Below are 24509 nucleotides of genomic sequence, written 5' to 3' on the forward strand. Positions count from 1 at the left end.
TGCAATTATGCAAGTAACATTAGAAATACCAGACGATAAATATGCTTCTTTTATGGAAGTAGTGCGAAATATTCGTTTTGTTAAAATTCGTAAGGAAGAAAAATTAACTGTTGCTGAACAAAAGTTTATAAATGGTTTGAAAAATTCTTTGAATCAAGTTGAATTACATCAAAAAGGAGAAATTCAATTAAAAGATGCGTATGATTTTTTAAAAGAGTTACAAAATGAAGAATCTGCTATTTCAAAATGAAAATTGTTATCACTGATTATTGTCAGAAAGAAATTCGTAGATTAAAAAAGAAATATGTTTCGATAGTCAATGATTTTGGCAATTTACTTTGTACAGCAGAATCCTTTACAAGGTGATGCTCTCGGTAAAAATTGCTACAAAGTAAGAATGGCGATAACTTCAAAAGGAACTGGTAAATCGTATGGAGCAAGAGCTATTACTTGTGTGAAAATTATAAATGACACAGTATATCTTCTATTCATCTACGATAAATCAAATAAAAAAGATATTTCAGACAAAGAACTTGATTACTTATTAAAGGAAGCAGGTCTGAAATAATTATTCAACAATCGATGCAGTAAATTTACTCATCGAATCTTTATATTTATAGAAAATGGGCTGTGGACAATGTTCATCGGGAGGTTGTGGAGCAGTTAAAGCAATAGGCCAAACCGAAAATTCGAATACTAAAACCGTAGCGGGCTGCTCATCAGGTGGCTGTTCGTCGGGAGGGTGCAATAAAATGAATGCGTTCGACTGGTTATCCAATATGGATGTACCTCGTTCGATGCGTTATGATATGGTTGAGGTAAAATATAAAGGCGGACGGAAAGAATATTTCCGAAATACCAATAATCTTGACCTCTACACAGGTGATTTTGTGGTTTGCGAAATGGCATCTGGCTACCATATCGGCAGCGTATCTTTGCAGGGTGAATTGGTGCGTTTGCAAATGATAAAAAAAGGATTGAAGGATAATGACGAAATCAAGAAAATCCTTCGACTTTCTACTGAACGTGATTTAGAAAAACACCAACAAGCCATTGCCCGTGATACGCCAACAATGTATCGGGTAAGAATTATTGCCAAAGAATTGAAGTTACAAATGAAAATGTCGGATGTAGAATTTCAGTCTGACAATACAAAGGCAACTTTCTATTATTCGGCCGATGACCGAGTAGATTTTCGTGAAATGATTAAACTTTTAGCATCAGAATTTAAAATTCGGGTGGAAATGAAGCAAATCAGTTTGCGTCAAGAAGCGGCTCGTGTGGGCGGAATTGGCTCATGCGGACGAGAATTGTGTTGCTCGACATGGCTCACCGATTTTCGTGCGATTCCGACTTCTGCCGCACGTTATCAAAATCTTTCGCTCAATCCGGCTAAGCTTTCAGGGCAGTGTGGACGCTTGAAATGTTGCTTAAACTACGAATTGGAAACTTATTTGGATGCTTTAAGTGATATTCCAACAGTTGAAAAGCCATTGAAAACCGAAAAAGGGAATGCTATTTTGCAAAAAACTGACATTTTTCGCCGAATTATGTGGTTTTCTTATAATAACGACATCAACTGGCATTCACTCCCTATTCATCAAGTAGTCGAAATTATGAAGATGAATGAAAATGGTATTTTGCCTAATTCGCTCGAAGATTTGAATTTGATTGATACGGTAGTAGTAGATAAAAATGCTCCAAGAAACTCTGATTTAGACCGTTTGGATAAAAAATATACTGATAAAGGTAAAAAACCACAACAGTTTTCAAACGGCAATAAAAATCAAGGTAATAGGTCTAATACGCCTCAACAGAGTAATATACCAGTTAATAGAGGAAGCAATGTTGCCCCAATAGAAGGTGGTAAACAGGAAAGTTTGCAACAAAAAAACACTAATAACCCACAAAAAAAAGGTGGTAATTCACAGGGAAATACACCTCAAAATCAAGGTAATAATCCTCAGAAAAATAACCCTAACAATAAGCAAGGTGGGAATCAACAAGGAGATATTCCACAAGGAAATTTAAATAAAGTAGTACCTCAGCAGAAAAAAAGTCCACAGGATGGAAATCCTCCACAGGGTGGCTCTCCACAGGGTGGCTCTCCACAAGGAGGCTCCCCACAGAATCAAACCAAGCAAAACCCTAATAATCAAGGGCGTAATAACCAAACCAAAAAAGGTGGTGGACAAAATAATCCTCAAAATAATCCTCAAAATAAACAAGGAAACCAACCACAAGCACCAAAACCTAAGGAGGATAAGAGCTGATTGTTATTGAGTAATGTTAAATGTGTTAAGTATTGAAAAATATTTTTGGATATTATGAGTAATAAATTAGTAGAAAAAGCATCGAAAATTGTAAAACATGCTATGTTATTAGCGATTGCACTTTATTGTTTGTCATGCGATAGTAATGCGATTTATAAATCTTACGTGGATTTGAAAGATACAAATTGGTACGTCAAAAACGTACCAACTTTTACTTTCGAGGTAAAAGATGAAACAGTACCTTATAATATTTATCTTTTGGTGCGAAATGCCTCTCAGTACCCTTATAATAACCTGTATGTTACTCGTTATATTTATGGCACCGATGGTAAAATACTAAGTAATCGCTTGGAAGAAGTCATGCTTTTTGACCAAAAAACAGGCAAACCATTAGGCGATGGGTTGGGAGATATTTATGACCATAAAGTGATTTCAAGTAGAAATTTTATGTTTCCTACAAAAGGAAAATATACTATCAAACTCAAACAATATATGCGTCAAGACCCGCTTCCTTATATAATGTCGATGGGCGTGAGTGTTGAAAAACCACTTCCACCAAAACAATAAACTGAAATTTGATGTTTTAAAAGTTCGAGAGAAAATGAAAATATAGAATCGTTCACTATTCAAAACTCGACACTTAAAATTCTATGAATTTCCTCCCACTTTTTCCATTAAATCTGATAGTTTTTCCGCACGAAGACTTAAATCTGCATATTTTTGAACCACGTTACCGCCAATTAATAAATGAATGCTTGGACGAAAAAAAGACTTTTGGCATTCCTGCATTTGTCAATAGTAAACTCTTGGGTTATGGCACAGAAGTAGAAGTAAAGCAACTATCGAAACGCTACGGTGATGGCAGAATGGACATCAAAACCAAAGGTTTACGGATATTTAGAATTGTAGATTTTCAGAATCCTGTCAAAGAAAAATTGTATGCAGGAGGCGAAGTAGTTTTTATAGAAAATGAAGATTTAAGCGGAGAAATCAATTCATATTTGCTGAGTTTAGTTGAGAAGTTGTACAGTTTATTGAAAGTAAAAGTTGATTACGACAAACCCGAATACGCTCCATTTAGTTATAGAATTGTTCATAAAATAGGTGTTTCGCTTGAAGAAGAATATGAATTGCTCACAATTCCCACCGAAAAACAACGCCAAGAAAAACTTATCAAGCATCTTGAACTCATTCTGCCAATTGTTGCCGAAGTAGAGCGTACCAAAGAACGCATCGCCATGAATGGGCATTTTAAGGAGCTTGATGCGTTAGAATTTTGAAAAACTTCACCAAACGCCTCGCCTGAAATCGAGGCGTTTTCTTTTTTATAAAATGTTTGAGTGTTTTACCTTCAAAAACAAGTTTTCTTGCCGAACTTTGTTGTTGGATATTTCGTAGATTCAAATAAACAAAAAATATGTTAATTAATCGCCCACGTAGAAATAGAAAAAGTGCTGCCATCAGAGATTTGGTGCAGGAAACCACACTTTCAGTCAATGATTTTATCTTTCCGATGTTTGTCATGGAAGGTTCAGGAATCAAGAGCGAAATAAAATCAATGCCTAATATTTATCGCTTTTCGTTGGATACTTTGATGGAAGAAATCAAAGAAATTACCGATTTGGGCATTAAATCAATTTGTCTTTTTCCAAATTATCCAGAATCAAAAAAAGATAAATATGCTACCGAAAGTCATAATCCTAATACGCTGTATATCAAGGCTTTGAGTGAAATCAAAAACAAATTTCCTGATTTAGCTTTAATGACCGATATCGCAATGGATCCATACAGCAGCGATGGACATGATGGTTTGGTAGAAAACGGACAAATTCTGAATGACGAAACGCTTAATATTTTGGGTAAAATGGCTCTCGCTCAAGCCCGTGCAGGTGCCGATATTCTCGGGCCGTCAGACATGATGGATGGACGAATTGGTTATATTCGTGAGTTATTAGACGATGAAGGTTTTACTAATGTGAGTATCATGTCATATTCGGTAAAATATGCGAGTGCATTCTATGGCCCTTTCCGTGATGCTCTTGATTCTGCCCCAAAATTTGGCGATAAAAAAACTTACCAAATGAATCCCGCTAATGTACGTGAAGCCCTCATCGAAGCTCAGCTCGATATGGATGAAGGAGCAGACTTTTTAATGGTAAAGCCTGCATTTTCGTACCTCGATGTTATCAAAACAATGGCCGATAATTTCGATTTGCCAATTGCTGCTTATAACGTTTCTGGCGAATATGCGATGATAAAAGCCGCCGCTCAAAATGGCTGGCTCGACGGCGATAAAGCCATGCTCGAAATGCTATTGAGCATCAAGCGAGCAGGTGCAAAAATCATTTTGAGTTATTTTGCAAAGGAATATGCCATTTTGAAAAATCACTAAAAGTTAACTGTTTTTAATTTTTTTTTTACTAAGTTTGACTATAAAAATTAGAAAAATGGTCTTAGAAAATGAAATACAATCACTTCCCAAAACCTTAACAGAATTTATGCTTTGGGAGCCAAATGATGGTTTCAACGGGGTCGCCCGTGCGATACGAATGGAACGATGGGGAATTGATAAAATTTATAGGTATGAATAAGAAACAAGTTTATATTTATGATGTTTTAGCTAAACTTTTTAGTAAAAAAGGTCTTTTTGAAGTTGGTTCATTAGTCTCTGAATATGACACAATGCTTTCGGGTATTCAGATACGAAGACCTGATATTGTTGATTTGACAAAGAGCAAATTCAGCTAACAAAGAAAAATCAGGATGTAATCCCCGATTTCGTTATTATAATTATTTCAGAAACCGACTTATTTTATCAAATAGAAATAAAATTACAGGATATTTTAAGGCGGGTGCGGGCGACGTTCCGCTAAAAGTTATTTGGAATATCGTTCCCGAACATAAATTGGTTTATATTTATACCTCTCGCAAAACTGTAAAGATTTGTATCGATAATGATACTTGTTCTGCTGACCCAGTTCTACCCGATTTTGCTATTGCTGTAAATGAGATTTTTACTGAAGAATAAGTTGCCATCGGTTTTCAAAACATTATTGTCTTACATAATTTAGCTCAAAATTTTTGGTATATAAGATCCGAAAGTTTTGAGCTAATTTTTACCAAAAAACTTCCCATGTCACAAACAATATTAATATTAAACGCCCTCGTAGTAAACGAAGGGAAAATTACGCCATCGGATGTATTTATTAAAGATGGCATTATTGAGCAAATCGGTAATGATTTATCGCACCTCAAAACCAAGAAAATTATTGATGCCACAGGGAAATATCTTTTGCCTGGAATCATTGACGACCAAGTGCATTTCCGTGAGCCAGGACTTACGCATAAGGGAACGATTGCCACCGAAGCAAAAGCGGCAGTAGCAGGCGGCACAACGAGTTTCATGGAAATGCCCAATACTGTGCCGAATGCCCTCACACAAGCACTTTTGGAAGATAAATACCAAATTGCGGCAGAGTCTTCGTTGGCTAACTACTCGTTTTTCATGGGTGCGTCGAATGATAATTATGATGAAGCCATGAAAACCGACATCAAAAATGTATGTGGTTTAAAGATTTTCATGGGCAGTTCGACGGGCAATATGCTGGTTGATAATAAAAGTGTTTTGGAGAAAATATTTGCTAATTTCTCTTCATTAATTGCTACACACTGCGAAGATGAAGCGACTGTAAAAGCCAATTTGGCAAAATACAAGGAGCAGTTTGGCGAAAATATTCCGTATGATATACATGCTATAATTCGCAATGAAGAGGCTTGTTATAAATCTTCTTCAATGGCAGTTGAATTAGCTAAAAAGCACGGAACAAGGTTACATATTTTGCACATTTCATCGGCGAATGAAGTTCCTCTTTTCGGTAATACTTTATATACGAAAGAGAAACCAAAGAACATTACTGCTGAAGTTTGCGTACATCACTTATGGTTTGATGCCAATGATTACAAAATTTTGGGTAATCAAATCAAATGTAACCCTGCCATTAAGCACGACCACCGTGAAAAATTGCTTCAGGCTTTGCTCGACGACCATTTTGATGTAGTAGCAACCGACCACGCACCTCATACTTGGGACGAAAAACAGCAACCTTATTGGCAAGCTCCAGCGGGGCTTCCTTTGGTACAACATTCACTCAATGTCATGCTCGAATTTTATAAACAAGGTAAGATTTCACTCGAAAAAATTGTACAGAAAATGTCTCATTCGGTGGCAGATTGTTTCCAAATTGAGCGTCGTGGCTATATTCGTGAAGGTTATTGGGCAGATTTAACCTTGGTAGATTTGAACCAAACTACGTTGGTTACAAAAGAAAGCCTTTATGCAAAATGTGCTTGGTCTCCGTTTGAAGGTACTGAGTTTCAATCGAAAATTACGCATACGATTGTTTCAGGAAATGTTGTTTTTGCGAATGGCAAATTTGACGAAAGTGTAAAAGGGCAAAGGTTAAAATTTGATAGATAAAGCAAAAAATGCCTTCTGAAACAACTTAGAAGGCATTTTTTTGCGTAAAACACTATTTTTCGTTCATTATTACCCTTTTGTCTAAATGGTCTTCTAAGTTAAGGCGTTCTACACCTTTTTCAAGCCAATCGGGTGCTGGTTTTCCTTTCAAATGATAGTCAAAAAACTCCATCATTCTCATAGCGTAGTCTTTTCTGTTAGGCAATTTTGCTAAACCATGATTTTCTCCTTTGTATTGAATCATTACTACTGGTTTTTTCAATCGACGAAGGGCATTGTAATATTCAACTCCTTGGGTAAAATCAACAGCTCCGTCGGCATCATTATGTAGCATCAATAAAGGAGTATTTACTTTCTTGACATGATAGAGTGGAGAGTTCCTATTGTATGCCTCCCAATTTTCCCATGGAGCAACCAAACGCCCCTGTGATGCTTCAAAAATTGTACCGTTGGTTGTACCACTATTTTTATAAATAAGTCCATACATCGAAACCATATCGGTCAGTGGAGCTCCTGCCGCTGCTGCTTTAAACATATTGGTTTGGGTTATCAAAAAACTTGTTTGATAACCGCCCCAACTATGGCCATGAATACCCATTTTTGTTTCATCAATAATACCAGTTTTGATAGCAGCCTTCACACCAGGCAACACACACCAAACGGCCGACATACCAGGGTCATTGAATTTATAAACGATGTCGGGAATAAATACGGCATAACCATTAGAAGTATATACACTTGGATTCCACCCAGTACCTGAATAGCTTGGATTAGCAAAACTATGTAAGGTTTGCGAAAGTTTTTCGTAGTAATAAATGATTGTTGGATATTTTTTTCCTGCTTCGTAGCCCGCTGGCAAAAACAATGCCCCTTGCAATTTATCGCCTTTATCGCTCTTATAATCAATCAATTTGACCGATGGAGACCAGGCATATTTTTCAAAATCAGGTGTGTTTTTTGTGAGTTTTTTTGCGTCTGATAATTGTGTTGATGTAGATACAAAATATTCAGGAGCATCTTTGAATGTTTGTTTTGAATAGACAAAAGCGGTTGCATTTTTGGCTTTCCCCAATGAACCAAGCGAGGCATCTTCCCAAATAATGGTTTGAGTTTTGGCATTATCCAAAGTGGCAAATCCACTTTTTTTATTCCACTCACCATAAACTTTAAAATATTGTGTTTTGGTTAAATCAATGCCTTTTTCTTCAGGGTCGAGTGTATATCGATTTTGGTAACGAATTTGGTCTGTTTTACCATTTTTTGTTAGGTTTATAGGTATCACCGAAGCATCAGCCGATAATTGCCAAATATCCCAACCATCACCCACCAGCACCGAACGGTTATCGCTACTCCAACCATATACGTCATAAGGCGGTTTACGCACGTTGTGGTCGTCTTCAATATCAACAAATGAAGTTGGAGCTTTTTCCGAGATATTCTTTGAAGTTTTATTGGTCATATCATAAACCAGCCAATTGCCTTCTTGCCAATACAAAAACTTCGTTCCATCTTGCGATGCAGTAGGATTTGCCCCAAAACTTGGAATATAATATTTGTCTAAAACTTTAGAACGAATTCCTGTTTTCAAATCAATCGTATAAACATCGGCATATTGCTGTCCGTCAAGATTCGATTCTAATTCGTAATTGGTAATATCTTGTCCAATACCAAATTGTTGTTTGGGAGCAACAGAGATGTTTCGTATAGCACTATCTGCCAATTGTATAAATTTCTTACTGGTAACGTCGTAAATTGAAATAAAGTTAAAGTTTTTATCTTGGGTTTCTTGCACTTGCTGGCGAGACTGTAATCTTTTATCTTGCCAATGCCAAATCGTCATATCTGGTTTGTCAGTATCGGGCATTGTTGCAGCAGTTTTTTTGCTTGAATCAGGCTTTGCTTTTGCCAAGGCTTTTGCCAAATCATCAAGTGATTTGATACTTGTATCTGCTTTAATCTTAGCCAATTTTTCTACATCACTACCCATTTTCTTGGTCGAATCTTTCTTAAATTCCGCCTTTTTTGTGTCTTTTTTAGCCAATTCTACTTTTGAAACACCAAAAAACAAACGACTCAAATCTTCTGACCAATAAGGAGTACGGTTCGAACTAATAGACATTCCTTTCGGAAAAACGGTCGAATCTTTTTTAGGCTCATAAGTGACTAATTCAGGCATTGAAGTAAAGTTTTTTACGCCTAAAATGCTATTTAGTTCACTTTTGTATTTTTCATCTTTCATGCCTTTCAGAAGTGCCAAGCCATCACCTTTTTCCGTCCAATTCAGTGATTTATAACTTGCTTTATCATTGTCCAAAATCATTACTACACCTGTGTTCATGTTGCGTATGTGTAAGCCGTTTCCTGCTTTTTCGTTCGCATCAATGGTATATGCCATCCAATCACCTTTTTTATTGAATGAATATTCAGAAACATTGCCAACGTTTTGTGTTTTGGTCGATATCAAATCAAAAAGTAATAAATCTGAGCCTTTTGGAGCATCAGCCGCAGTACTTGTTCCTACAAGTTGAAGAGCCAAAACAGAAGATTTTTCACCATTGAATGCAAAAGATTTTACTCGCTCAAATTCGGTTTTCTTTTTGGCAGATAGCTCAATCAAAAAAACTTTTTCAGTCAAAGGCTTTCCTGCGGTAGCTTTGGCTGCGGCTTTTTTCTCTTTGTCAGTCGGGTAAACCTTAAATGCAATCCATTTCGAATCATTAGAAAAGTTCATTGAAAAAGATGCATTCGACCCGATAGAATATTTTATTTGTGTCGAATCTGTTGTTTTCTTGATCACGATTTCTGCATCACCTTCATTTGGATTTAATATGTAGGCAAACCATGTGCCGTCAGGCGATAATTGTGTGCCGCCAAACCCAGGAATTGCTTTCCAAGATGCCACGTCTTTCCACGAAAGTGCAGGTTTGGGTTTGTCTTGGGCAAATGTTAGAAATGAAGTAAAAAGTAAAAGTAAGACGAAGTGTTTTTTCATGTCTTGAAGGGTTGTTAAGTTTGTTATAAAATTAGGAAAAAGTTTTAGAAAAAGAATAATTAAATTATCAGAACATCAGAAATGCTTGTTATTCTTTAAAAAAATATGTCACGGAATAGTTTTAAATAAAATAAAATATGTGATATTTTTTGTGAGGCAATCTGAAATATTTTACTAATTTTAGGCATGAACAGACGAGATTTTATCGGAACTACCTTGACTGGTACTATTTTTGCAAAAACTGATTTTCTTTTTGCAAAACCTGCTACTGGATTGAAAATTAGCGTGTTTTCTAAAACGCTTCATTGGATTGAAGACTACCAAACTTTGACCGAAACCGTAGCCGAAATAGGCTTTGATGGCATAGACCTAACGGTGCGTCCCGATGGGCATGTGCTACCCGAAAAAGTAGAATTTGATTTGCCTAAAGTAGTACAAGCTGCCAAAAAAGCAAATATCGAAATACAAATGATGACTACAAGTATTTTGCAAGCCGATGCACTTTCAGAGCGAGTGCTGAAAACCGCCAATGCCGTAGGAATAGGGCATTATCGCATGGGTTGGTATCATTTCGATATGCAAAAAGACATCATGCAACAAGTCGATTCGTTTGGACAACAAATGAAGGGATTGGATGCTCTTAACAAAAAGTATAAAATTTCGGGCGAGTATCAAAATCACGGCGGGCAATATCTCGGAGCAGCCGTTTGGGATTTGCAACCAATCTTCAAAAGTATTAATTCACCTTTGACTGGTTGTCAATATGACGTCAATCACGCTACCGCCGAAAGTGGAGCAAACTGGGAAACTGGTTTTAGAATTATTGCTCCGTATATCAAATCATTAGCAATCAAAGATTTTAAGTGGGTATTAAAAAATGGAAAACTTATAAAAGAAGGTTGTCCACTTGGTGAAGGAGTTGTTGATTGGAAAAAGTATTTACAATTAGTAAAACAATATAATATCAACGTACCAATTACAATGCACTTTGAATACGATTTGGGAGGAGCAGAAAATGGAGCGAAAGTCATTAAAATTGATAAAAAAGAAGTTATCTCTGCCATGAAAAAGGATTTGACTTTATTGAAAACTTGGCTGAAAGAAGCTGGTTTGTAGAATAGACTTCCTGCGAAAGTGTTTTTCGACTTAAAATACTTTCGCAGGAAGTCTAATAAGTTTTCAACTTGTTTGAGCGATACATAAATAGAAATCTGACGGCAGCGGCCGACCGTCGTCGAAGCGGTTGTTCGTTAAAAACACTAAATATTCCAAATGATTAAAATAGATTATAACCTTCAACCCTCAGACTTAATCTCAAAACTTCAAACTTTTTGGGAGCTTTCGGGACAAAAAATCCATTCAATTGAGCAAAATTATGATGTTTCAAAAGGTTCACCAGTATTTACCCAACAAGGAAAATATACTACTCGTGGCTGGACCGAATGGACGCAGGGTTTTCAGTTTGGCTCGGCAATTTTGCAATTTGATGCCACAGGCGAACAAGAATTTCTTGAAATTGGCCGTAAAAACACCCTAAAAGTAATGGCTCCGCACATCAGTCATATTGGTGTACACGACCACGGGTTCAATAATGTAAGTACCTACGGCAATCTTTTACGTCTCATGCGTGAAGGAAAAATTGGTTTCAATGAATGGGAAAAAAACTTCTACGAATTAGCTCTTAAAATTTCAGGAGCAGTACAAGCAAGTCGCTGGACGCCAATAAAAACGGGTGGTTTTATTCACTCATTCAATGGTAGTCATTCACTTTTTGTTGATACGATTCGTTCTTGCCGTGCTTTGGTTGTGAGCCATCAATTAGGTCATGTTTTTCAAGGCGAAGGCGATGTGAAAATTAATATGCTCGATAGAGCTTTGCAACATATTAAAGCTACTGCCGACTATTCAGTTTTTTACGGAGAAGGGCGAGATTCGTATGATATTTGGGGCAGAACCGCCCACGAAAGTGTTTTCAATGTTAAAGATGGCAATTTTCGTTGTCCAAATTCTCAACAAGGTTACACCGGTTTTACGACTTGGACTCGTGGTTTGGCATGGGCGATGTGTGGCTTTGCCGAAGAATTAGAGTTTTTAGAAACCCTCGAAGATGCCGAACTCGAAACTTATGGCGGACGAGTATTTATCGAAAGTTACATGCTAAAAGCCGCCCGTGCGACTTGTGATTTTTATATCGAACATACGCCAATTGACGGCATTCCGTATTGGGACACTGGAGCTCCCAACTTACATAAATTAGGCGATTATCTTGACCAAAAAGCCAATCCTTACAACGATTTTGAGCCTGTTGATAGTTCGGCGGCGGCTATTGGCTCGCAAGGCTTGTTACGTTTGGGCAAATATTTAATCAAAAAAGGCGAAACCGAAGTAGGTCAAAAATATTGGAAAGCGGGGTTGACTGTTTTAACTTCACTTTTAGACGAACCATATTTGAGTAAAAACGACGCTCATCAAGGCTTGCTTTTACATTCCATTTATCACCAACCAAACGGTTGGGATTACGTGCCAGAAGGTAGCAAAGTTGCCAATGGAGAGTCAAGTATGTGGGGCGATTATCACATGCGTGAAGTAGCTCTTTATGTCCAAAAAATTATTAATAACGAGCCTTATTATGCTTTTTTTAATTGTTTGTGAAATATAACTAATTGATATTCAGACAATTAATCAAAGAAATCTTAAAATCAGTTAAATCATAGTAAAAGATGGCCGAAAAATTTAAACCTAAATTTACAAGAGTAGCTCAATTAAAAACTGCCCAAGATTTACGAAATTATCTTGGGGCAAATAATGTAAAATTGGAATTCGATGATGAATTACTTTCAAAAGAAGAATCACCTTTTGGACAACATATAAAACTTAATTCGGGCAGAGAAATTGGTAATCGACTTTGTATTTTGCCAATGGAAGGTTGGGACGGAACTGCCGATGGTCGTCCGAGTGAATTTACTAAACGACGCTGGGAGAATTTTGCCATCAGCGGAGCAAAATTATTGTGGGGTTGTGAGGCTGTTGCAGTTTCGCACGAAGGAAGAGCCAATCCACGGCAATTGGTGATGAGCGATGCTAATTTTTCAGAATTTGTCAATTTGTACCAATTGCTTATTGATAAACATAGTGAGAAATTTGGTTCAACTAATGATTTGATGATTGGTTTACAACTAACACATTCGGGCAGATTTTGTAAACCAAATGATAACACAAAATTTGAGTCGAAAATATTATACAACCATCCAAAACTCAACAAAAAATTCCATTTGGGTGAAGATTATCCACTCATGACCGATGATGAGATTGATATTTTGATTGAAAACTTTGTAAAAGCTGCAGTTTTAGCTCAAAAAGCAGGTTTTCATTTTGTGGATATTAAGCACTGTCACGGTTATTTAGGACATGAGTTTTTAAGTGCCTACGACCGAGAAGGTAAATACGGAGGTAGCTTTGAAAACCGTACAAGGTTTCTACGAAATATTGTAGAAGGTATCCAAAAAAATGCCCCAGGTTTAGAAATCGGTATAAGACTTAGTGCCATTGATTTTGTTCCATTCAAGAAAAGTGCAACTGGCGAAGGCGAGCCAGATTTAATTCATAATCAAGCATATAGGTATGCTTTTGGGTGCGATGATTCAGGTACAAAAATAGATTTAGACGAACCAAAGGCATTTTTAGCTTTGGCACAATCGCTTGATATTCAGTTGATTTGCGTAACCGTTGGAAGTCCATATTATAACCCTCATTTGATGCGACCAGCATTATTTCCCCCATCAGATGGTTATCAACCGCCCGAAGAACCGTTGGTTGGCGTTGCTCGCATGATTGATGTGGCCGATGGTCTGAAACAAGCTTTTCCTGAATTAATCATTGTTGGTTCTGGTTACTCATATTTACAAGAATGGTTGCCAAACGTTGCACAAAATGTGTTACTAAACAACAAAGTTGATTCGATAGGATTTGGTAGAATGGTACTTTCATACCCAACCATGCCCGATGACATGTTGAATGACCGACCAATTCAACGAAAACTTTTATGTCGTACTTTCTCTGATTGTACAACTGCCCCACGTAATGGTTTGTATTCGGGTTGTTTTCCTTTAGACCCAGTTTACAAAAACCATCCACATGCTGAAACATTGAAAACTATCAAAGACGGACTATGAAAAAAGTAGCATTCGTCACAGGGGGAAGTCGTGGAATTGGCTTGGGAATTGCCCAACATTTGGCACAAAATGGTTTTGATTTGGCAATAAATGGCATCCGTTCTGAAGAATCAGTAATGGAGATTTTAGCATTTCTACGAATTCTTGGGGCAGAAGTAATTTATTGTCAAGGCGATATTGCATCGAGCGAAGACAGAAAGTCAATGCTCGAAAAAATTAAACTTCACTTTGGGCGATTGAATATTTTGGTCAATAATGCGGGCGTTGCACCCAAAGAACGTAACGATATTTTGGCTGCCACCGAAGAAAGTTTCGATTATGTAATTTCAACAAATTTGAAAGGAACATATTTTCTGACACAAGCCGCTACCAATTGGATGATTGAGCAAAAGGCTGATAATCAGAACTTTATAGCATCAATTATTACAATTTCGTCAATTTCGGCAACCGTTGCATCGGTCAATCGAGGAGATTATTGTGTTTCAAAAGCAGGTTTGGGCATGATGACCCAACTTTTTGCAGCACGATTGGGCGAATTTAATATTCCAGTTTACGAAGTCAGACCTGGTATAATTAAAACTGACATGACCGAAGGAGTTACAGCAAAATATGATAAACTTATTGCCGAAGGATTGACAGTTCAAAACCGTTGGGGTTTCCCCGATGATGTTGGCAAAGCAGTAGCAGCCATCGCCAAGGGAGATTTTCCTTATTCAACCGGGCAAGTTTTTATGATTGATGGCGGTTTGACGATTGCACGATTATAGGTCGCAATGTAGAGGCAAGGCATGCCTTGCCTCTACATTATATATGTGTTTTTGTATTTCAGCATTAAAAAAATTATTCAACCTTTAAAACTATTCAACAAACAATGAAAACATTTACTCGCCGTGATATTCTCAAGGCAACAGTTCCGAGTTCGCTTGCTATGATGGCAATTCCGACCATCATTCCATCTACTGCATTTGGTGCAAATGACCGAATGCGGGTTGCCGTAATCGGTATCAATGGTCGAGGTAAAGACCATATTTCAGGCTTCATGAAGCAAGATAATGTGGAAGTTGCTACGCTATGCGATGTAGATAATGTTGTGCTACAATCGGGGGCGAAGGCTTTTGAAGAAAAGTACAACAAAAAGGTACAAACCGAACAAGACTTACGCAAGGTTTATGAAGATAAAACCATTGATGCCGTAAGTATCGCTACGCCCAACCACTGGCACGCTTTGGCGGCAATTTGGGCGTGCCAAGCAGGAAAAGATGTTTATGTCGAAAAACCAGCTTGTCATAATTTATTTGAAGGTCGAAAATTAATTGAAGCAGCAACAAAATACAATCGAATTGTGCAACATGGTGTGCAGTTGCGTAGTTCGGTAGCGATGCAAGAAGCAATTAAGCATTTACGAGATGGACTTATTGGTAAAGTTTATATGGCTCGTGGAACGGTCTATAAATGGAGACCAGATATTGGAAACCTCGGAAAATCGCCAGTGCCTGAAGGCTTAAATTGGGATTTATGGCAAGGGCCTGCCCAAGTGCGTGATTTTAGCAAAAACTATGTGCATTATAACTGGCATTGGTTCTGGGATTATGGCAATGGTGATGTTGGTAATCAAGGAATACACGAAACCGATTTGTGTATGTGGGGTTTAAATGTGGGTTTACCAGAAACTATTACTTCGGCAGGTGGAAAATATCTTTGGAACGATTGTAAAGAAACCCCTGAAGTATTGAGTACAACTTACAACTATCCAAAAGAAGGAAAGGTAATTCAAATGGAAGTGCGTCCGTGGATGACCAACAAAGAAGATGGGGTAGAAGTTGGTAATATTTTTTATGGCGATAAAGGCTACATGGTTATCAATGGATATTCAGATTATAAAACTTATTTAGGCAAAAGTCGTGAACCTGGTCCAGCACGAAATGCAGGTGGCGACCATTATAAAAATTTCGTAGAAGCAGTTCGTGCTAAAGATAAATCTATGTTGAATGGCCCAGTAGAAACGGCACATTTGGCAGCAAGTATTGCTCATTTGGGCAATATTTCTTATCGTTTGGGTAGAACACTACATTTCGACCCAACCAAAGAAACTTTTATTGGGGATAAAGAAGCAAACGCAATGCTCACTCGTAAGTACCGAGCACCTTATGTTGTTCCTGATAAAGTTTAGTTTTTCCTCATTAAGCAAAAATAACCACGGAGGCACTTATTACACAGATTGCCACAGAACTAATAATGTGTTAATCTTAAAATCTGTGCCTCCGTGGTAAAATAACCCGAAAATCTATTCCCCCTAAACCTTTATGAAAGAAAACAATCAGTCACTTACTAAGCAACTTTTAAAACTACCAGTAATTGTAGCAGCTTTAGGCTATTTGGTAGATATGTATGACTTGTTTCTATTTAGCGTTGTGCGTGTACCAAGTCTGAAAGCACTTGGTGTTTCTGACGAATTATTATTACCCGAAGGTGTTTTTCTGCTCAATATGCAGTTGGCAGGCTTGCTCATCGGAGGTGTACTTTGGGGAATTATGGGTGATAAAAAAGGTCGTTTGTCTGTGCTTTTTGGCTCAATTATTCTTTATTCATTGTCAAATATGGCAAATGGCTTGGTACAAACACTGCCACAATACGCCGTTCTGAGATTTATTGCAGGAATCGGACTTGCAGGTGAATTGGGTGCAGGAATCACGCTCGTTGCCGAATTGCTTCCACAAAAACTTAGAGGTTATGGAGCTATAATTGTTTCAACAATGGGTGTTTTAGGTGGCGTTTTGGCCTATTTCGTAGCTGATTTGTTCGAATGGAGAGTTTCTTACTTTGTTGGTGGAGGTTTAGGCTTATTACTTTTATTACTAAGAATCAATGTCTTTGAATCGGGTTTATTTTTAAAACTCAAGCAAGAAAAAGCACAAAGAGGTGATATTTTAATGATTTTTGGTAATGGAGAAAGGCTTAAAAAATACCTTTTGGCAATTATTGTTGGTGTGCCATTGTGGTTTGTTGTTGGTGTTTTGATAACATTTTCTCCAGAATTTGGCAAAGCTCACGGGCTTACCGAAACAATCGTTGCAGGAAAAGCGGTCATGCTCACTTTCTTGGGGCAATCGTTCGGCAATGTGGTTTGTGGTTTGTTGAGCCAACAATTACAAAGTCGCAAAAAAGCCATTGGTATTTTTATGGTTTTATCATTCATGATGATGCTCATTTATTTACTTTTGCCAGTTTCCTCAACATTTGTCTTTTATACCATCATTTTCTTTTTAGGATTTTTCAATGGTTATTGGACCTTGTTTATTATCATGGCTGCCGAGCTTTTCGGTACGAATATTAGAGCAACGGTAGCAACCTCAATTCCAAATTTTGTGCGTGGAGCAGCTATTCCACTAACAGCGTCGTTCGCAGCCTTAAAACCAGATTTTGGAGTAAATACTGCTGCCTTGATTATTGGGGGCATTACTGTTGGGGTTTCTTTATTTGCTTTGTTTTTCTTGGAAGAAACATTCTCGAAGGATATGAACTACGTGGAGTAAAACTTATAAAATGATAAATTTCAAAAATAGTTAATCATAAAAAAGCCACTCGAAAAAAGCTTTCAAGTGGCTTTTTTATGATTAGAATTGTAAGCCTTATTTTTTATCAGGATTCAATAAATCGTAGAATTGGTCAAGTTTTGGCATCAAAATGATACGTGTACGGCGATTGGTCGTTCGTCCTTCAGATGTATCATTTGTGGTAAGCGTATTGTATTCTCCTCTACCTGCTGCGATTAGTTTATTTGGGTCAATGCTAAAGTTTTGTTGCAACGTACGCACCACTGAAGTTGCACGTTTGGTACTCAAATCCCAGTTATCATTAATACAATCAGTATTGATAGCCACATTATCCGTATAACCTTCAACCATCACTTCTAACTCAGGTCTTGACTGAATGATTTGAGCAATTTTTCCTAAAACCGCATTGGCATTTGACGAAATTTTAGAGCTTCCACTGCTAAACAACATTTTGTCAGAAATATTAATCATCACAACAGTTTTATCAATTTTTACCTCCACATCTTGGTCGTCAATACCATTATTCAACACACTTTTAAGGTTTACCGCCAAGGCTAAATTAATAGAATCAGTTTTGGTACGTGCAGCTTGAAGCAAGTTGATATATTTATCTTTAGTTGCTAATTGAGACAAAGTTTTATCAATATTATCATTGGCTGTTTTCGATAAAACCGTCAAATTGCCTACTTGCTCCATTTGTTTATCACGCATTTTTTTTAAGTCAGCAATTTGGTCTTTCAAATCGCCTATTTGCTGGTCACGTTGTTGAATCGTGCTGAGTGAAGTGTTTTTTTGAGCTTCGGTTTCTTGTTGTACTTTAGACATACGTTCAAGTTTATCTTTGTAATCTTGAACATTGTCGCCACATTTTACCAAATCAGATTGAGCTTTGTCATACTGCGACTGTAAAGCAGTCAATTTTTTTTTGGCAACACACGAAGCCATCGACATGGCTACAAATACAACGAAAAATGGTTTTAATGAGATTCTCATATTTGAGTAATTTTGGTTTGAGATAATTATTCGAATAAAATTTTACAGTAAAATTGACAAATTAAAATATTTTAAAAAATACTTTGTTCAATTAGTCGCCCATTTATAAATTAAAAGAGACGTATGGTTTAATATACACTATATCGAAAAGTAATTTATTTTAATCAAATAACGTAGTTCATATTGGATAATACTGAAATATTATTGATAAACATACGAGAATAATTTTAAGAAAGTCTAAGTAAAATATAAGACATTCTTGAAAAACATCAAAAACTTGCTTTAATTTGCTCAAATCTTTTAAAAACCATATAAATCTGGGAAAAGTCATGTTAAAAGCTCTCAAATTAGATACAACGGCAGAAAAAAATATTAAAACTTGGCTCAAAGGCAAGTATGATGCTGATACAAAAGCAACTATTCAAAAATTTATTGATGAAGGAAATACTAATCAATTAAACGACTCTTTCTATAAAAATCTTGAGTTCGGAACTGGAGGAATGCGTGGCGAAATAGGTGTTGGGTCTAATCGTATGAATAATTATACCGTTGGAGTAGCTACGCAAGGCTTAGCAAATTACCTAAACAAAACCTTCACTGACCAAGAAATTAAAGTAGCCATTGCTCATGATAGCCGTAATTTTTCGCCTGAGTTTGCTCGGGTAGCTGCCGATATTTTGTCTGCCAATGGTATCACGGTTTATTTGTATAAAGAACTTCGCCCTACGCCACAGCTATCTTTTACTGTGCGTCAGTTGGGTTGCCAAAGTGGAATTGTTATCACGGCATCGCATAACCCACGTGAATATAACGGCTATAAAGTTTATTGGGTCGATGGCTCGCAAGTGGTAGCTCCGCACGATAAAAACATCGTAGCAGAAGTAAATGCCATTACAAATGTAAAAGATATTAAGTTTAGAGGCGTAAAAAAACGCATCAAAATGATTGGCGAAGTGCTTGACAAAGCTTATTTAAAAGCCGTGAAAAGTATTTGTGTAAACCCTCGAATGATAAAAAAACAATCTGATTTGAGTATTGTTTTTTCTCCAATTCATGGTACAGGAATTACGATGGTTCCCAAGGCTTTGGCACAATTAGGTTTTACGAATATAAATATTGTAGCCGAACAATCTACGCCCGATGGTAATTTTCCAACGGTAGTTTATCCAAATCCAGAAGAGCATGAAGCCATGAGTTTGGCTTTGAAAAAAGCAAAGGAAATTAATGCAGATTTGGTAATTGCTACCGACCCTGATGCCGACCGTGTGGGCATGGCCGTAAAAGACCCGAAAGGCGAGTGGCAACTATTAAATGGAAATCAAGCAGCAAGTTTGATTATCTATTATTTGCTAAAAGCATGGAAAAAAGCTAAAAAATTAACAGGAAATGAGTTTGTAGCAAAAACAATCGTTACAACCGACTTGATTGACGAAATGGCTGCAAAAGCAGGGGTAAATTGCTACAATACACTTACTGGTTTTAAATATATTGCCCAAGTGATTAGAGAATTAGAGGGCAAGCAAACGTTTATTGGTGGTGGCGAAGAAAGCTACGGATATTTGATTGGCGATAAAGTGCGTGACAAAGATGCCATTGCAAGTTGTGCGATGATAGCCGAATTGACAGCTTATGCCAAAAATGAAGGTTTATCTTTGTTCGATTTCTTGGCAGAAATGTACCAAAAGAATGGGTTCTACTACGAAGGCTTAATTTCACTAACCAAAAAAGGCAAAACAGGTGCAGAAGAAATTCAACAAATGATGCTTGATTTTAGAGCAAAACCACCAAAAGCGTTGGCAGGTTCAAAAGTTATCCGAATAGATGACTATAAATCGCTCATGACCAAAGATTTAAAAACTGGTGAAGAAAAAGCCATTCCTGCGGGAGAAATGGGCATCGAATCATCAAACGTATTGCAGTTTTTTACAGCCGATGGTACTAAATTTACTTGTCGGCCGTCAGGAACAGAACCCAAAATTAAGTTTTATGTAGGAGTAAGAACAAAATTGAAGAAAAAAGATGAATTTGATGCCACTTTAGAGACTTTAAAAGCAAAAGTAAAAGCGATTCAAGTGGAGTTGGATTTGAATTAGAATATCAAAGAATAAAGTTTCGCTAAGTGATTCTGAACAGAATATTTACAATATTCTGTTCAGAAAGCTCAAGAAATAATAACATCAAACAAATCTCTTGATGCAGGTGAGTACATGAAGATTCTTTTCAGAAATCGTAACAATTTTGTGAGTTCAAAATGATTTCCTGAAAAGAAAACTTATTATTTATACAATGGAAAAAACACTAACATTCAACCATGTTAGCTATTTGTGGGATGAAACTAAAGCCGCTGAATTAGCTCAAAATGAAGTAGATTTGTTTATTTATCGCTCAAATCTTCTGGGAGCAGATTTACGCCTAACAAACTATGCTGGAGGAAATACTTCTTGCAAAATTACTGAAAAAGACCCTGTTACAGGCGACTCGGTAGAGGTAATGTGGGTAAAAGGATCTGGTGGTGATATCGGAACATTGACCAAAAAAGGCTGTGCCAATTTATATGTTGAAAAACTTCATGCCTTAAAAAGACGTTACAGAGGATTAGCTTTTGAAGATGAAATGGTTGGTTTATTCGACCATTGTTTGTTCGACCCAAAATGTGCTACTCCTTCGATTGACACACCGCTTCATGGACTACTCCCATTCAAACATATCGACCACCTTCACCCCGATGCACTTATTGCTATTGCTGCCAGTAAAGATGGTCAAGCTATAATGAAAGAAATTTGGGGCGACAGCATGGCATGGTTGCCGTGGCAAAAACCAGGATTTGATTTAGGCTTACAATTAGAAAAAACGGTTAAAGATAATCCAAATCTCCGTGGTGTAATTTTGGGCGGACACGGTTTGTTCACGTGGGGAGATACTTCTTATGATTCATATATAAATACGTTAGAAGTTATTGAAATGGCTTCGGACTACTTGGAAGCTAACTACGGCAAGAAAAGTCCTGTTTTTGGTGGAGTAAAATTAACTTCAAAAACTACCGAAGAACGCAAGTCAGCGGCTGCCGAAATCATGCCAACCTTGCGTGGCTTGGCATCAAGTTACCGCTTAATGGTTGGACATTTTACTGATGATGTACGAGTTTTAGAATATGTTAATTCAAATGATTTAGAGCGTCTGGCTCAAAAAGGAACGAGTTGCCCCGACCATTTTTTGCGTACAAAAATTCGCCCAATGGTGCTAAAAGGCACTTCAAAAGAGTCAATCGAAGCACAATTTGAAGCTTACCGTGCCGATTATGCCGCTTATTATGACCGTTGCAAGCATAGCAATAGTCCAGCAATTAGAGATTCAAATCCAGTCGTAATTTTGTATCCCGAAGTGGGAATGTTTACATTTGCAAAAGATAAGCAAACAGCGAGAGTTGCTGCCGAGTTTTATACCAATGCTATCAATGTAATGAAAGGTGCTGAAGCGGTTTCAGAATATGTTGGTTTAGCCGAACAAGAAGCTTTCAATATCGAATATTGGTTGTTAGAAGAAGCAAAATTACAAAGAATGCCAAAACCAAAATCATTGTCGGGCAAAATAGCTTTTGTAACTGGTGGAACTGGCGGAATTGGTAAAGCAATTTGTGAAGAATTATTAAAAGAGGGGGCATGCATAGTAGCCGCCGACCGTAATTTATTAGATGAAACTCAAGCAGAACTTAGCCAGAAATATGGCAAAGATTCAGCGATTTCGACAGGAATTGATGTAGTAAGTGCCGAAGCAATTGCCGAATCTTTTCGTAATACTATTTTAGCTTTTGGTGGTGTTGATATTATCGTAAATTGTGCTGGACTTTCAATCTCCAAACCTTTAGAAGACCATACCATTGATGACTGGGATTTATTACAAAACGTATTAGTAAAAGGTCAGTTTTTGGTTTCGCAAGAAGCAGTAAGAATTATGCGTCTGCAAGCAACAGGTGGCGATATTGTGAATATTGCAAGTAAAAATGCACTGTTTGCTGGACCAAATAACGTTGGTTATGGTACTGCTAAAGCTGCACAAGTTCACATGACCAGATTACTGGCAGCAGAATTGGGCAAAGATAAAATCAGGGTAAATACTGTAAATCCTGATGCAGTTTTGCGTGGAAGCAAAATTTGGGAAGGAGATTGGGCAGAAGGTCGTGCGAAGGCGTATGGCATAAAAGTAGATGAATTACCAAAAATGTATGCGGCACGAACGCTACTTAACGAAGAAATTTTGACCGAAGATATCGCCAAAGCCGTAAGGGTTTTTGTGGACGGAAGCCTTTCAAAATCAACAGGAAATATTTTGAATGTTGATGGTGGTGTAGCAGTTGCTTTTGTGAGATAAAATAGATATTTATTTCCTCTCCTTTTTCAAGGAGAGGAAATTTTAACAAAAATACACTTGTGTACAAACTTCAATTTAACCCTAACGAAAAGACACCTAAGTACAAGCAAATTGTACAATCTATCGTTGCGGATATTGAGCGAGCTGTTTTAAAAAAAAATGAACAATTACCCTCTATTAGTGAGCTAAGTGAGGAATATTATTTGGCTCGAGATACCGTAGAAAAAGCCTATCGAGAGCTAAAAGAGCGAGGTTTTATTACATCGGTGCAAGGAAAAGGTTTTTATGTGAATGGAGGCGAAAATAGTAAAATGCGTATCTTATTGGTTTTCAATAAGTTAAGTTCTTACAAAAAGCTAATTTACTACGCATTTTTAAAAGTTTTAGGCAATAAAGCAAGTGTAGATTTACAAATTCATCACTATGATGCTCGTATTTTTGCCGAAATAATTGATAAGAATTTAGGTAAATATAATTACTACGTTATTATGCCTCACTTTTTCCCTGAGTCGGAAAAAATGTTGGCTTTAAAAACCATACAAAGAATTCCTGCAGAAGAATTGGTATTACTTGATAAAGATTTACCAGAATACACGCAGCCTTGTTTGAGTGTTTATCAAGACTTTGAGAAAGATATTTTTGATGCTTTAGACGATGCCAAAGATTTGTTGGTTAAGTACAATCGAATGGTTTTGGTCTTTCCAAGTGATGGTAATTATCCTTCCGAAATTGTACGTGGATTTCGACAATTTTGTGTAAACAATCAAAAAGATTTTTTTATTAAAGAAAATGCTTTTGAGGAAGTGCTTCATGCAGGAACGGCGTATTTGGTAGTGGAAGAAACCGATTTAGCAGAATTAGTGAAGAAAAGCCGCCAATCAGATTTTACTTTAGGTAAGGAAATTGGCATTATTTCTTTCAACGAAACAACCCTCAAAGAATTATTAGAAATCACGGTGATTACCACTGATTTTGAAACAATGGGACGCACAGCCGCTGCCCTTCTTCTCGACAAAAAACAAATCAAAGTCAAAAATCCTTTTTATACCATTCGTAGAAGTAGTCTTTAGTTGAGGTGAAACTTTTGCGATTTTTTCATGGATACTTAAAAATGAAATATATTTGTAATATTAGTTGACAAGTACAACTAATTATCATTATTTTAATCAAAAAAAGCAGATATGGATAGAATTTCGATAAGAATGCAAATGGCCGCCACATTACAAATAATAGGAAAGCTCGTCACCAAATCATTCCAAGAAAGCGATTTTGATGTTACTATCACACAATTTGTGATACTCAATTTATTGAACTCACACGAAAATTTAACATTAACCCAACAAGACTTATCATTGTTGATGAGTAAAGATAAATCGGCGATTTTGAGGCAAATTGACGAGTTAGAGAAAAAAAATATGGTAGCGAGGGTTACCGATACTGAAGATAGAAGAAAAAAAATATTGATGCTGACAAAGACTGGTATTGAAGCGGTTAATCAATTATTAGAAATTGAAGGGCGTATTTTAGATTATTTGATTGCTGATGTAAATGAAGAGGAATTGATTATTTTTTCAAAGGTTTTATCCAAAATTAAGAATACTGCTAAAGAATGAGTTTTTTGTAACATTAGTTGATTTTGTCAACTATTATTGAGATTTTTTCAATAAAAAGTAAATAAAT

21 protein-coding genes are annotated in these 24509 nt (G+C 36.8%); 19 read left to right on the forward strand and 2 right to left on the reverse strand.

The genetic code is table 11. The annotated features are described in order from the left end of the window. The first annotated feature begins 7 nt into the window (after positions 1 to 7). The 9 genes from ACH2CJ_RS00670 (at position 8) to ACH2CJ_RS00710 (ending at position 6750) form a co-directional block, all read left to right on the forward strand. Positions 8 to 250: a hypothetical protein gene (locus ACH2CJ_RS00670; protein WP_394990138.1), complete on the forward strand. Its 243-nt coding sequence runs from the start codon at positions 8 to 10 to the stop codon at positions 248 to 250. A 69-nt stretch (positions 251 to 319) separates the two neighbouring features. After that, complete coding sequence (locus ACH2CJ_RS00675) at positions 320 to 568, forward strand: type II toxin-antitoxin system RelE/ParE family toxin (RefSeq protein WP_394990139.1); 249 nt, start codon at positions 320 to 322, stop codon at positions 566 to 568. Between the two features lie 55 nt (positions 569 to 623). Continuing rightward, positions 624 to 2273: a regulatory iron-sulfur-containing complex subunit RicT gene (gene ricT / locus ACH2CJ_RS00680; protein ID WP_394990140.1), complete on the forward strand. Its 1650-nt coding sequence runs from the start codon at positions 624 to 626 to the stop codon at positions 2271 to 2273. Between the two features lie 54 nt (positions 2274 to 2327). Next, on the forward strand, positions 2328 to 2840 hold the full coding sequence (locus ACH2CJ_RS00685; protein WP_394990141.1) for a gliding motility lipoprotein GldH: 513 nt from the start codon (positions 2328 to 2330) through the stop codon (positions 2838 to 2840). Between the two features lie 83 nt (positions 2841 to 2923). Next, positions 2924 to 3553 carry an LON peptidase substrate-binding domain-containing protein gene (locus ACH2CJ_RS00690; protein ID WP_394990142.1) on the forward strand — a complete coding sequence of 210 codons (630 nt, stop codon included), beginning with the start codon at positions 2924 to 2926 and terminating at the stop codon, positions 3551 to 3553. Between the two features lie 137 nt (positions 3554 to 3690). After that, positions 3691 to 4665 carry a porphobilinogen synthase gene (gene hemB / locus ACH2CJ_RS00695; protein WP_394990143.1) on the forward strand — a complete coding sequence of 325 codons (975 nt, stop codon included), beginning with the start codon at positions 3691 to 3693 and terminating at the stop codon, positions 4663 to 4665. A gap of 55 nt (positions 4666 to 4720) precedes the next feature. Further along, the gene (locus ACH2CJ_RS00700; RefSeq protein WP_394990144.1) at positions 4721 to 4864 is read left to right on the forward strand and encodes a hypothetical protein; all 144 of its coding nucleotides are present in this window, start codon (positions 4721 to 4723) and stop codon (positions 4862 to 4864) included. Beyond that, positions 4857 to 5021, forward strand: a complete 165-nt coding sequence (locus ACH2CJ_RS00705; protein ID WP_394990145.1) for a hypothetical protein — start codon at positions 4857 to 4859, stop codon at positions 5019 to 5021. The genes ACH2CJ_RS00700 and ACH2CJ_RS00705 overlap by 8 nt, the downstream gene beginning before the upstream one ends. A gap of 385 nt (positions 5022 to 5406) precedes the next feature. Next, on the forward strand, positions 5407 to 6750 hold the full coding sequence (locus tag ACH2CJ_RS00710; RefSeq protein ID WP_394990146.1) for a dihydroorotase: 1344 nt from the start codon (positions 5407 to 5409) through the stop codon (positions 6748 to 6750). A 52-nt stretch (positions 6751 to 6802) separates the two neighbouring features. Here the strand turns inward: ACH2CJ_RS00710 and ACH2CJ_RS00715 are convergent, their stop codons facing one another. Further along, positions 6803 to 9742 (reverse strand): alpha/beta hydrolase family protein, encoded by a 2940-nt coding sequence (locus ACH2CJ_RS00715; RefSeq protein WP_394990147.1) that lies wholly within the window; start codon positions 9740 to 9742, stop codon positions 6803 to 6805. Positions 9743 to 9928: 186 nt separating this feature from the next. Between ACH2CJ_RS00715 and ACH2CJ_RS00720 the strand changes: the two genes are divergently transcribed. The 6 genes from ACH2CJ_RS00720 (at position 9929) to ACH2CJ_RS00745 (ending at position 17447) form a co-directional block, all read left to right on the forward strand. After that, positions 9929 to 10858 (forward strand): sugar phosphate isomerase/epimerase family protein, encoded by a 930-nt coding sequence (locus ACH2CJ_RS00720; protein WP_394990148.1) that lies wholly within the window; start codon positions 9929 to 9931, stop codon positions 10856 to 10858. A 156-nt stretch (positions 10859 to 11014) separates the two neighbouring features. Then, the gene (locus ACH2CJ_RS00725) at positions 11015 to 12394 is read left to right on the forward strand and encodes a glycosyl hydrolase (RefSeq protein WP_394990149.1); all 1380 of its coding nucleotides are present in this window, start codon (positions 11015 to 11017) and stop codon (positions 12392 to 12394) included. Positions 12395 to 12462: 68 nt separating this feature from the next. Beyond that, positions 12463 to 13914 (forward strand): NADH:flavin oxidoreductase, encoded by a 1452-nt coding sequence (locus ACH2CJ_RS00730; RefSeq protein WP_394990150.1) that lies wholly within the window; start codon positions 12463 to 12465, stop codon positions 13912 to 13914. Then, positions 13911 to 14681 carry a 3-ketoacyl-ACP reductase gene (locus ACH2CJ_RS00735; RefSeq protein ID WP_394990151.1) on the forward strand — a complete coding sequence of 257 codons (771 nt, stop codon included), beginning with the start codon at positions 13911 to 13913 and terminating at the stop codon, positions 14679 to 14681. The genes ACH2CJ_RS00730 and ACH2CJ_RS00735 overlap by 4 nt, the downstream gene beginning before the upstream one ends. Positions 14682 to 14785: 104 nt before the next feature. Beyond that, positions 14786 to 16084, forward strand: a complete 1299-nt coding sequence (locus ACH2CJ_RS00740; protein ID WP_394990152.1) for a Gfo/Idh/MocA family protein — start codon at positions 14786 to 14788, stop codon at positions 16082 to 16084. Between the two features lie 133 nt (positions 16085 to 16217). After that, positions 16218 to 17447, forward strand: coding sequence for an MFS transporter (locus ACH2CJ_RS00745; protein ID WP_394990153.1), 1230 nt, complete (start codon positions 16218 to 16220; stop codon positions 17445 to 17447). A 96-nt stretch (positions 17448 to 17543) separates the two neighbouring features. On the opposite strand, the gene ACH2CJ_RS00750 is transcribed toward ACH2CJ_RS00745, so the two are convergent. After that, positions 17544 to 18461: an OmpA family protein gene (locus ACH2CJ_RS00750; RefSeq protein WP_394990154.1), complete on the reverse strand. Its 918-nt coding sequence runs from the start codon at positions 18459 to 18461 to the stop codon at positions 17544 to 17546. Between the two features lie 329 nt (positions 18462 to 18790). Here ACH2CJ_RS00750 and ACH2CJ_RS00755 point away from each other — a divergent pair, with 329 nt between their 5' ends. The 4 genes from ACH2CJ_RS00755 (at position 18791) to ACH2CJ_RS00770 (ending at position 24442) form a co-directional block, all read left to right on the forward strand. Further along, on the forward strand, positions 18791 to 20554 hold the full coding sequence (locus tag ACH2CJ_RS00755; RefSeq protein WP_394990155.1) for a phospho-sugar mutase: 1764 nt from the start codon (positions 18791 to 18793) through the stop codon (positions 20552 to 20554). A gap of 193 nt (positions 20555 to 20747) precedes the next feature. Beyond that, positions 20748 to 22829: a bifunctional aldolase/short-chain dehydrogenase gene (locus tag ACH2CJ_RS00760; protein ID WP_394990156.1), complete on the forward strand. Its 2082-nt coding sequence runs from the start codon at positions 20748 to 20750 to the stop codon at positions 22827 to 22829. 59 nt (positions 22830 to 22888) lie between these two features. After that, complete coding sequence (locus tag ACH2CJ_RS00765; RefSeq protein ID WP_394990157.1) at positions 22889 to 23899, forward strand: GntR family transcriptional regulator; 1011 nt, start codon at positions 22889 to 22891, stop codon at positions 23897 to 23899. 111 nt (positions 23900 to 24010) lie between these two features. Continuing rightward, complete coding sequence (locus ACH2CJ_RS00770) at positions 24011 to 24442, forward strand: MarR family winged helix-turn-helix transcriptional regulator (RefSeq protein ID WP_394990158.1); 432 nt, start codon at positions 24011 to 24013, stop codon at positions 24440 to 24442. Positions 24443 to 24509: the final 67 nt, after the last annotated feature.

The sequence above is a fragment of the Emticicia sp. genome, assembly GCF_043780375.1.
GTDB lineage: Bacteria > Bacteroidota > Bacteroidia > Cytophagales > Spirosomataceae > Emticicia.

What these genes read in the sequence shown, in the direction of transcription:
- ACH2CJ_RS00735 (WP_394990151.1), top strand. Translation starts at nt 13,911, where the DNA reads ATGAAAAAAGTAGCATTCGTCACAGGGGGAAGTCGTGGAATTGGCTTG.
- ACH2CJ_RS00685 (WP_394990141.1), top strand. Translation starts at nt 2,328, where the DNA reads ATGAGTAATAAATTAGTAGAAAAAGCATCGAAAATTGTAAAACATGCT.
- ACH2CJ_RS00690 (WP_394990142.1), top strand. Translation starts at nt 2,924, where the DNA reads ATGAATTTCCTCCCACTTTTTCCATTAAATCTGATAGTTTTTCCGCAC.
- ACH2CJ_RS00745 (WP_394990153.1), top strand. Translation starts at nt 16,218, where the DNA reads ATGAAAGAAAACAATCAGTCACTTACTAAGCAACTTTTAAAACTACCA.
- ACH2CJ_RS00770 (WP_394990158.1), top strand. Translation starts at nt 24,011, where the DNA reads ATGGATAGAATTTCGATAAGAATGCAAATGGCCGCCACATTACAAATA.
- hemB (WP_394990143.1), top strand. Translation starts at nt 3,691, where the DNA reads ATGTTAATTAATCGCCCACGTAGAAATAGAAAAAGTGCTGCCATCAGA.
- ACH2CJ_RS00700 (WP_394990144.1), top strand. Translation starts at nt 4,721, where the DNA reads ATGGTCTTAGAAAATGAAATACAATCACTTCCCAAAACCTTAACAGAA.
- ACH2CJ_RS00710 (WP_394990146.1), top strand. Translation starts at nt 5,407, where the DNA reads ATGTCACAAACAATATTAATATTAAACGCCCTCGTAGTAAACGAAGGG.
- ACH2CJ_RS00750 (WP_394990154.1), bottom strand. Translation starts at nt 18,461, where the DNA reads ATGAGAATCTCATTAAAACCATTTTTCGTTGTATTTGTAGCCATGTCG.
- ACH2CJ_RS00675 (WP_394990139.1), top strand. Translation starts at nt 320, where the DNA reads ATGATTTTGGCAATTTACTTTGTACAGCAGAATCCTTTACAAGGTGAT.
- ricT (WP_394990140.1), top strand. Translation starts at nt 624, where the DNA reads ATGGGCTGTGGACAATGTTCATCGGGAGGTTGTGGAGCAGTTAAAGCA.
- ACH2CJ_RS00715 (WP_394990147.1), bottom strand. Translation starts at nt 9,742, where the DNA reads ATGAAAAAACACTTCGTCTTACTTTTACTTTTTACTTCATTTCTAACA.
- ACH2CJ_RS00740 (WP_394990152.1), top strand. Translation starts at nt 14,786, where the DNA reads ATGAAAACATTTACTCGCCGTGATATTCTCAAGGCAACAGTTCCGAGT.
- ACH2CJ_RS00760 (WP_394990156.1), top strand. Translation starts at nt 20,748, where the DNA reads ATGGAAAAAACACTAACATTCAACCATGTTAGCTATTTGTGGGATGAA.
- ACH2CJ_RS00670 (WP_394990138.1), top strand. Translation starts at nt 8, where the DNA reads ATGCAAGTAACATTAGAAATACCAGACGATAAATATGCTTCTTTTATG.
- ACH2CJ_RS00720 (WP_394990148.1), top strand. Translation starts at nt 9,929, where the DNA reads ATGAACAGACGAGATTTTATCGGAACTACCTTGACTGGTACTATTTTT.
- ACH2CJ_RS00725 (WP_394990149.1), top strand. Translation starts at nt 11,015, where the DNA reads ATGATTAAAATAGATTATAACCTTCAACCCTCAGACTTAATCTCAAAA.
- ACH2CJ_RS00705 (WP_394990145.1), top strand. Translation starts at nt 4,857, where the DNA reads ATGAATAAGAAACAAGTTTATATTTATGATGTTTTAGCTAAACTTTTT.
- ACH2CJ_RS00755 (WP_394990155.1), top strand. Translation starts at nt 18,791, where the DNA reads ATGTTAAAAGCTCTCAAATTAGATACAACGGCAGAAAAAAATATTAAA.
- ACH2CJ_RS00730 (WP_394990150.1), top strand. Translation starts at nt 12,463, where the DNA reads ATGGCCGAAAAATTTAAACCTAAATTTACAAGAGTAGCTCAATTAAAA.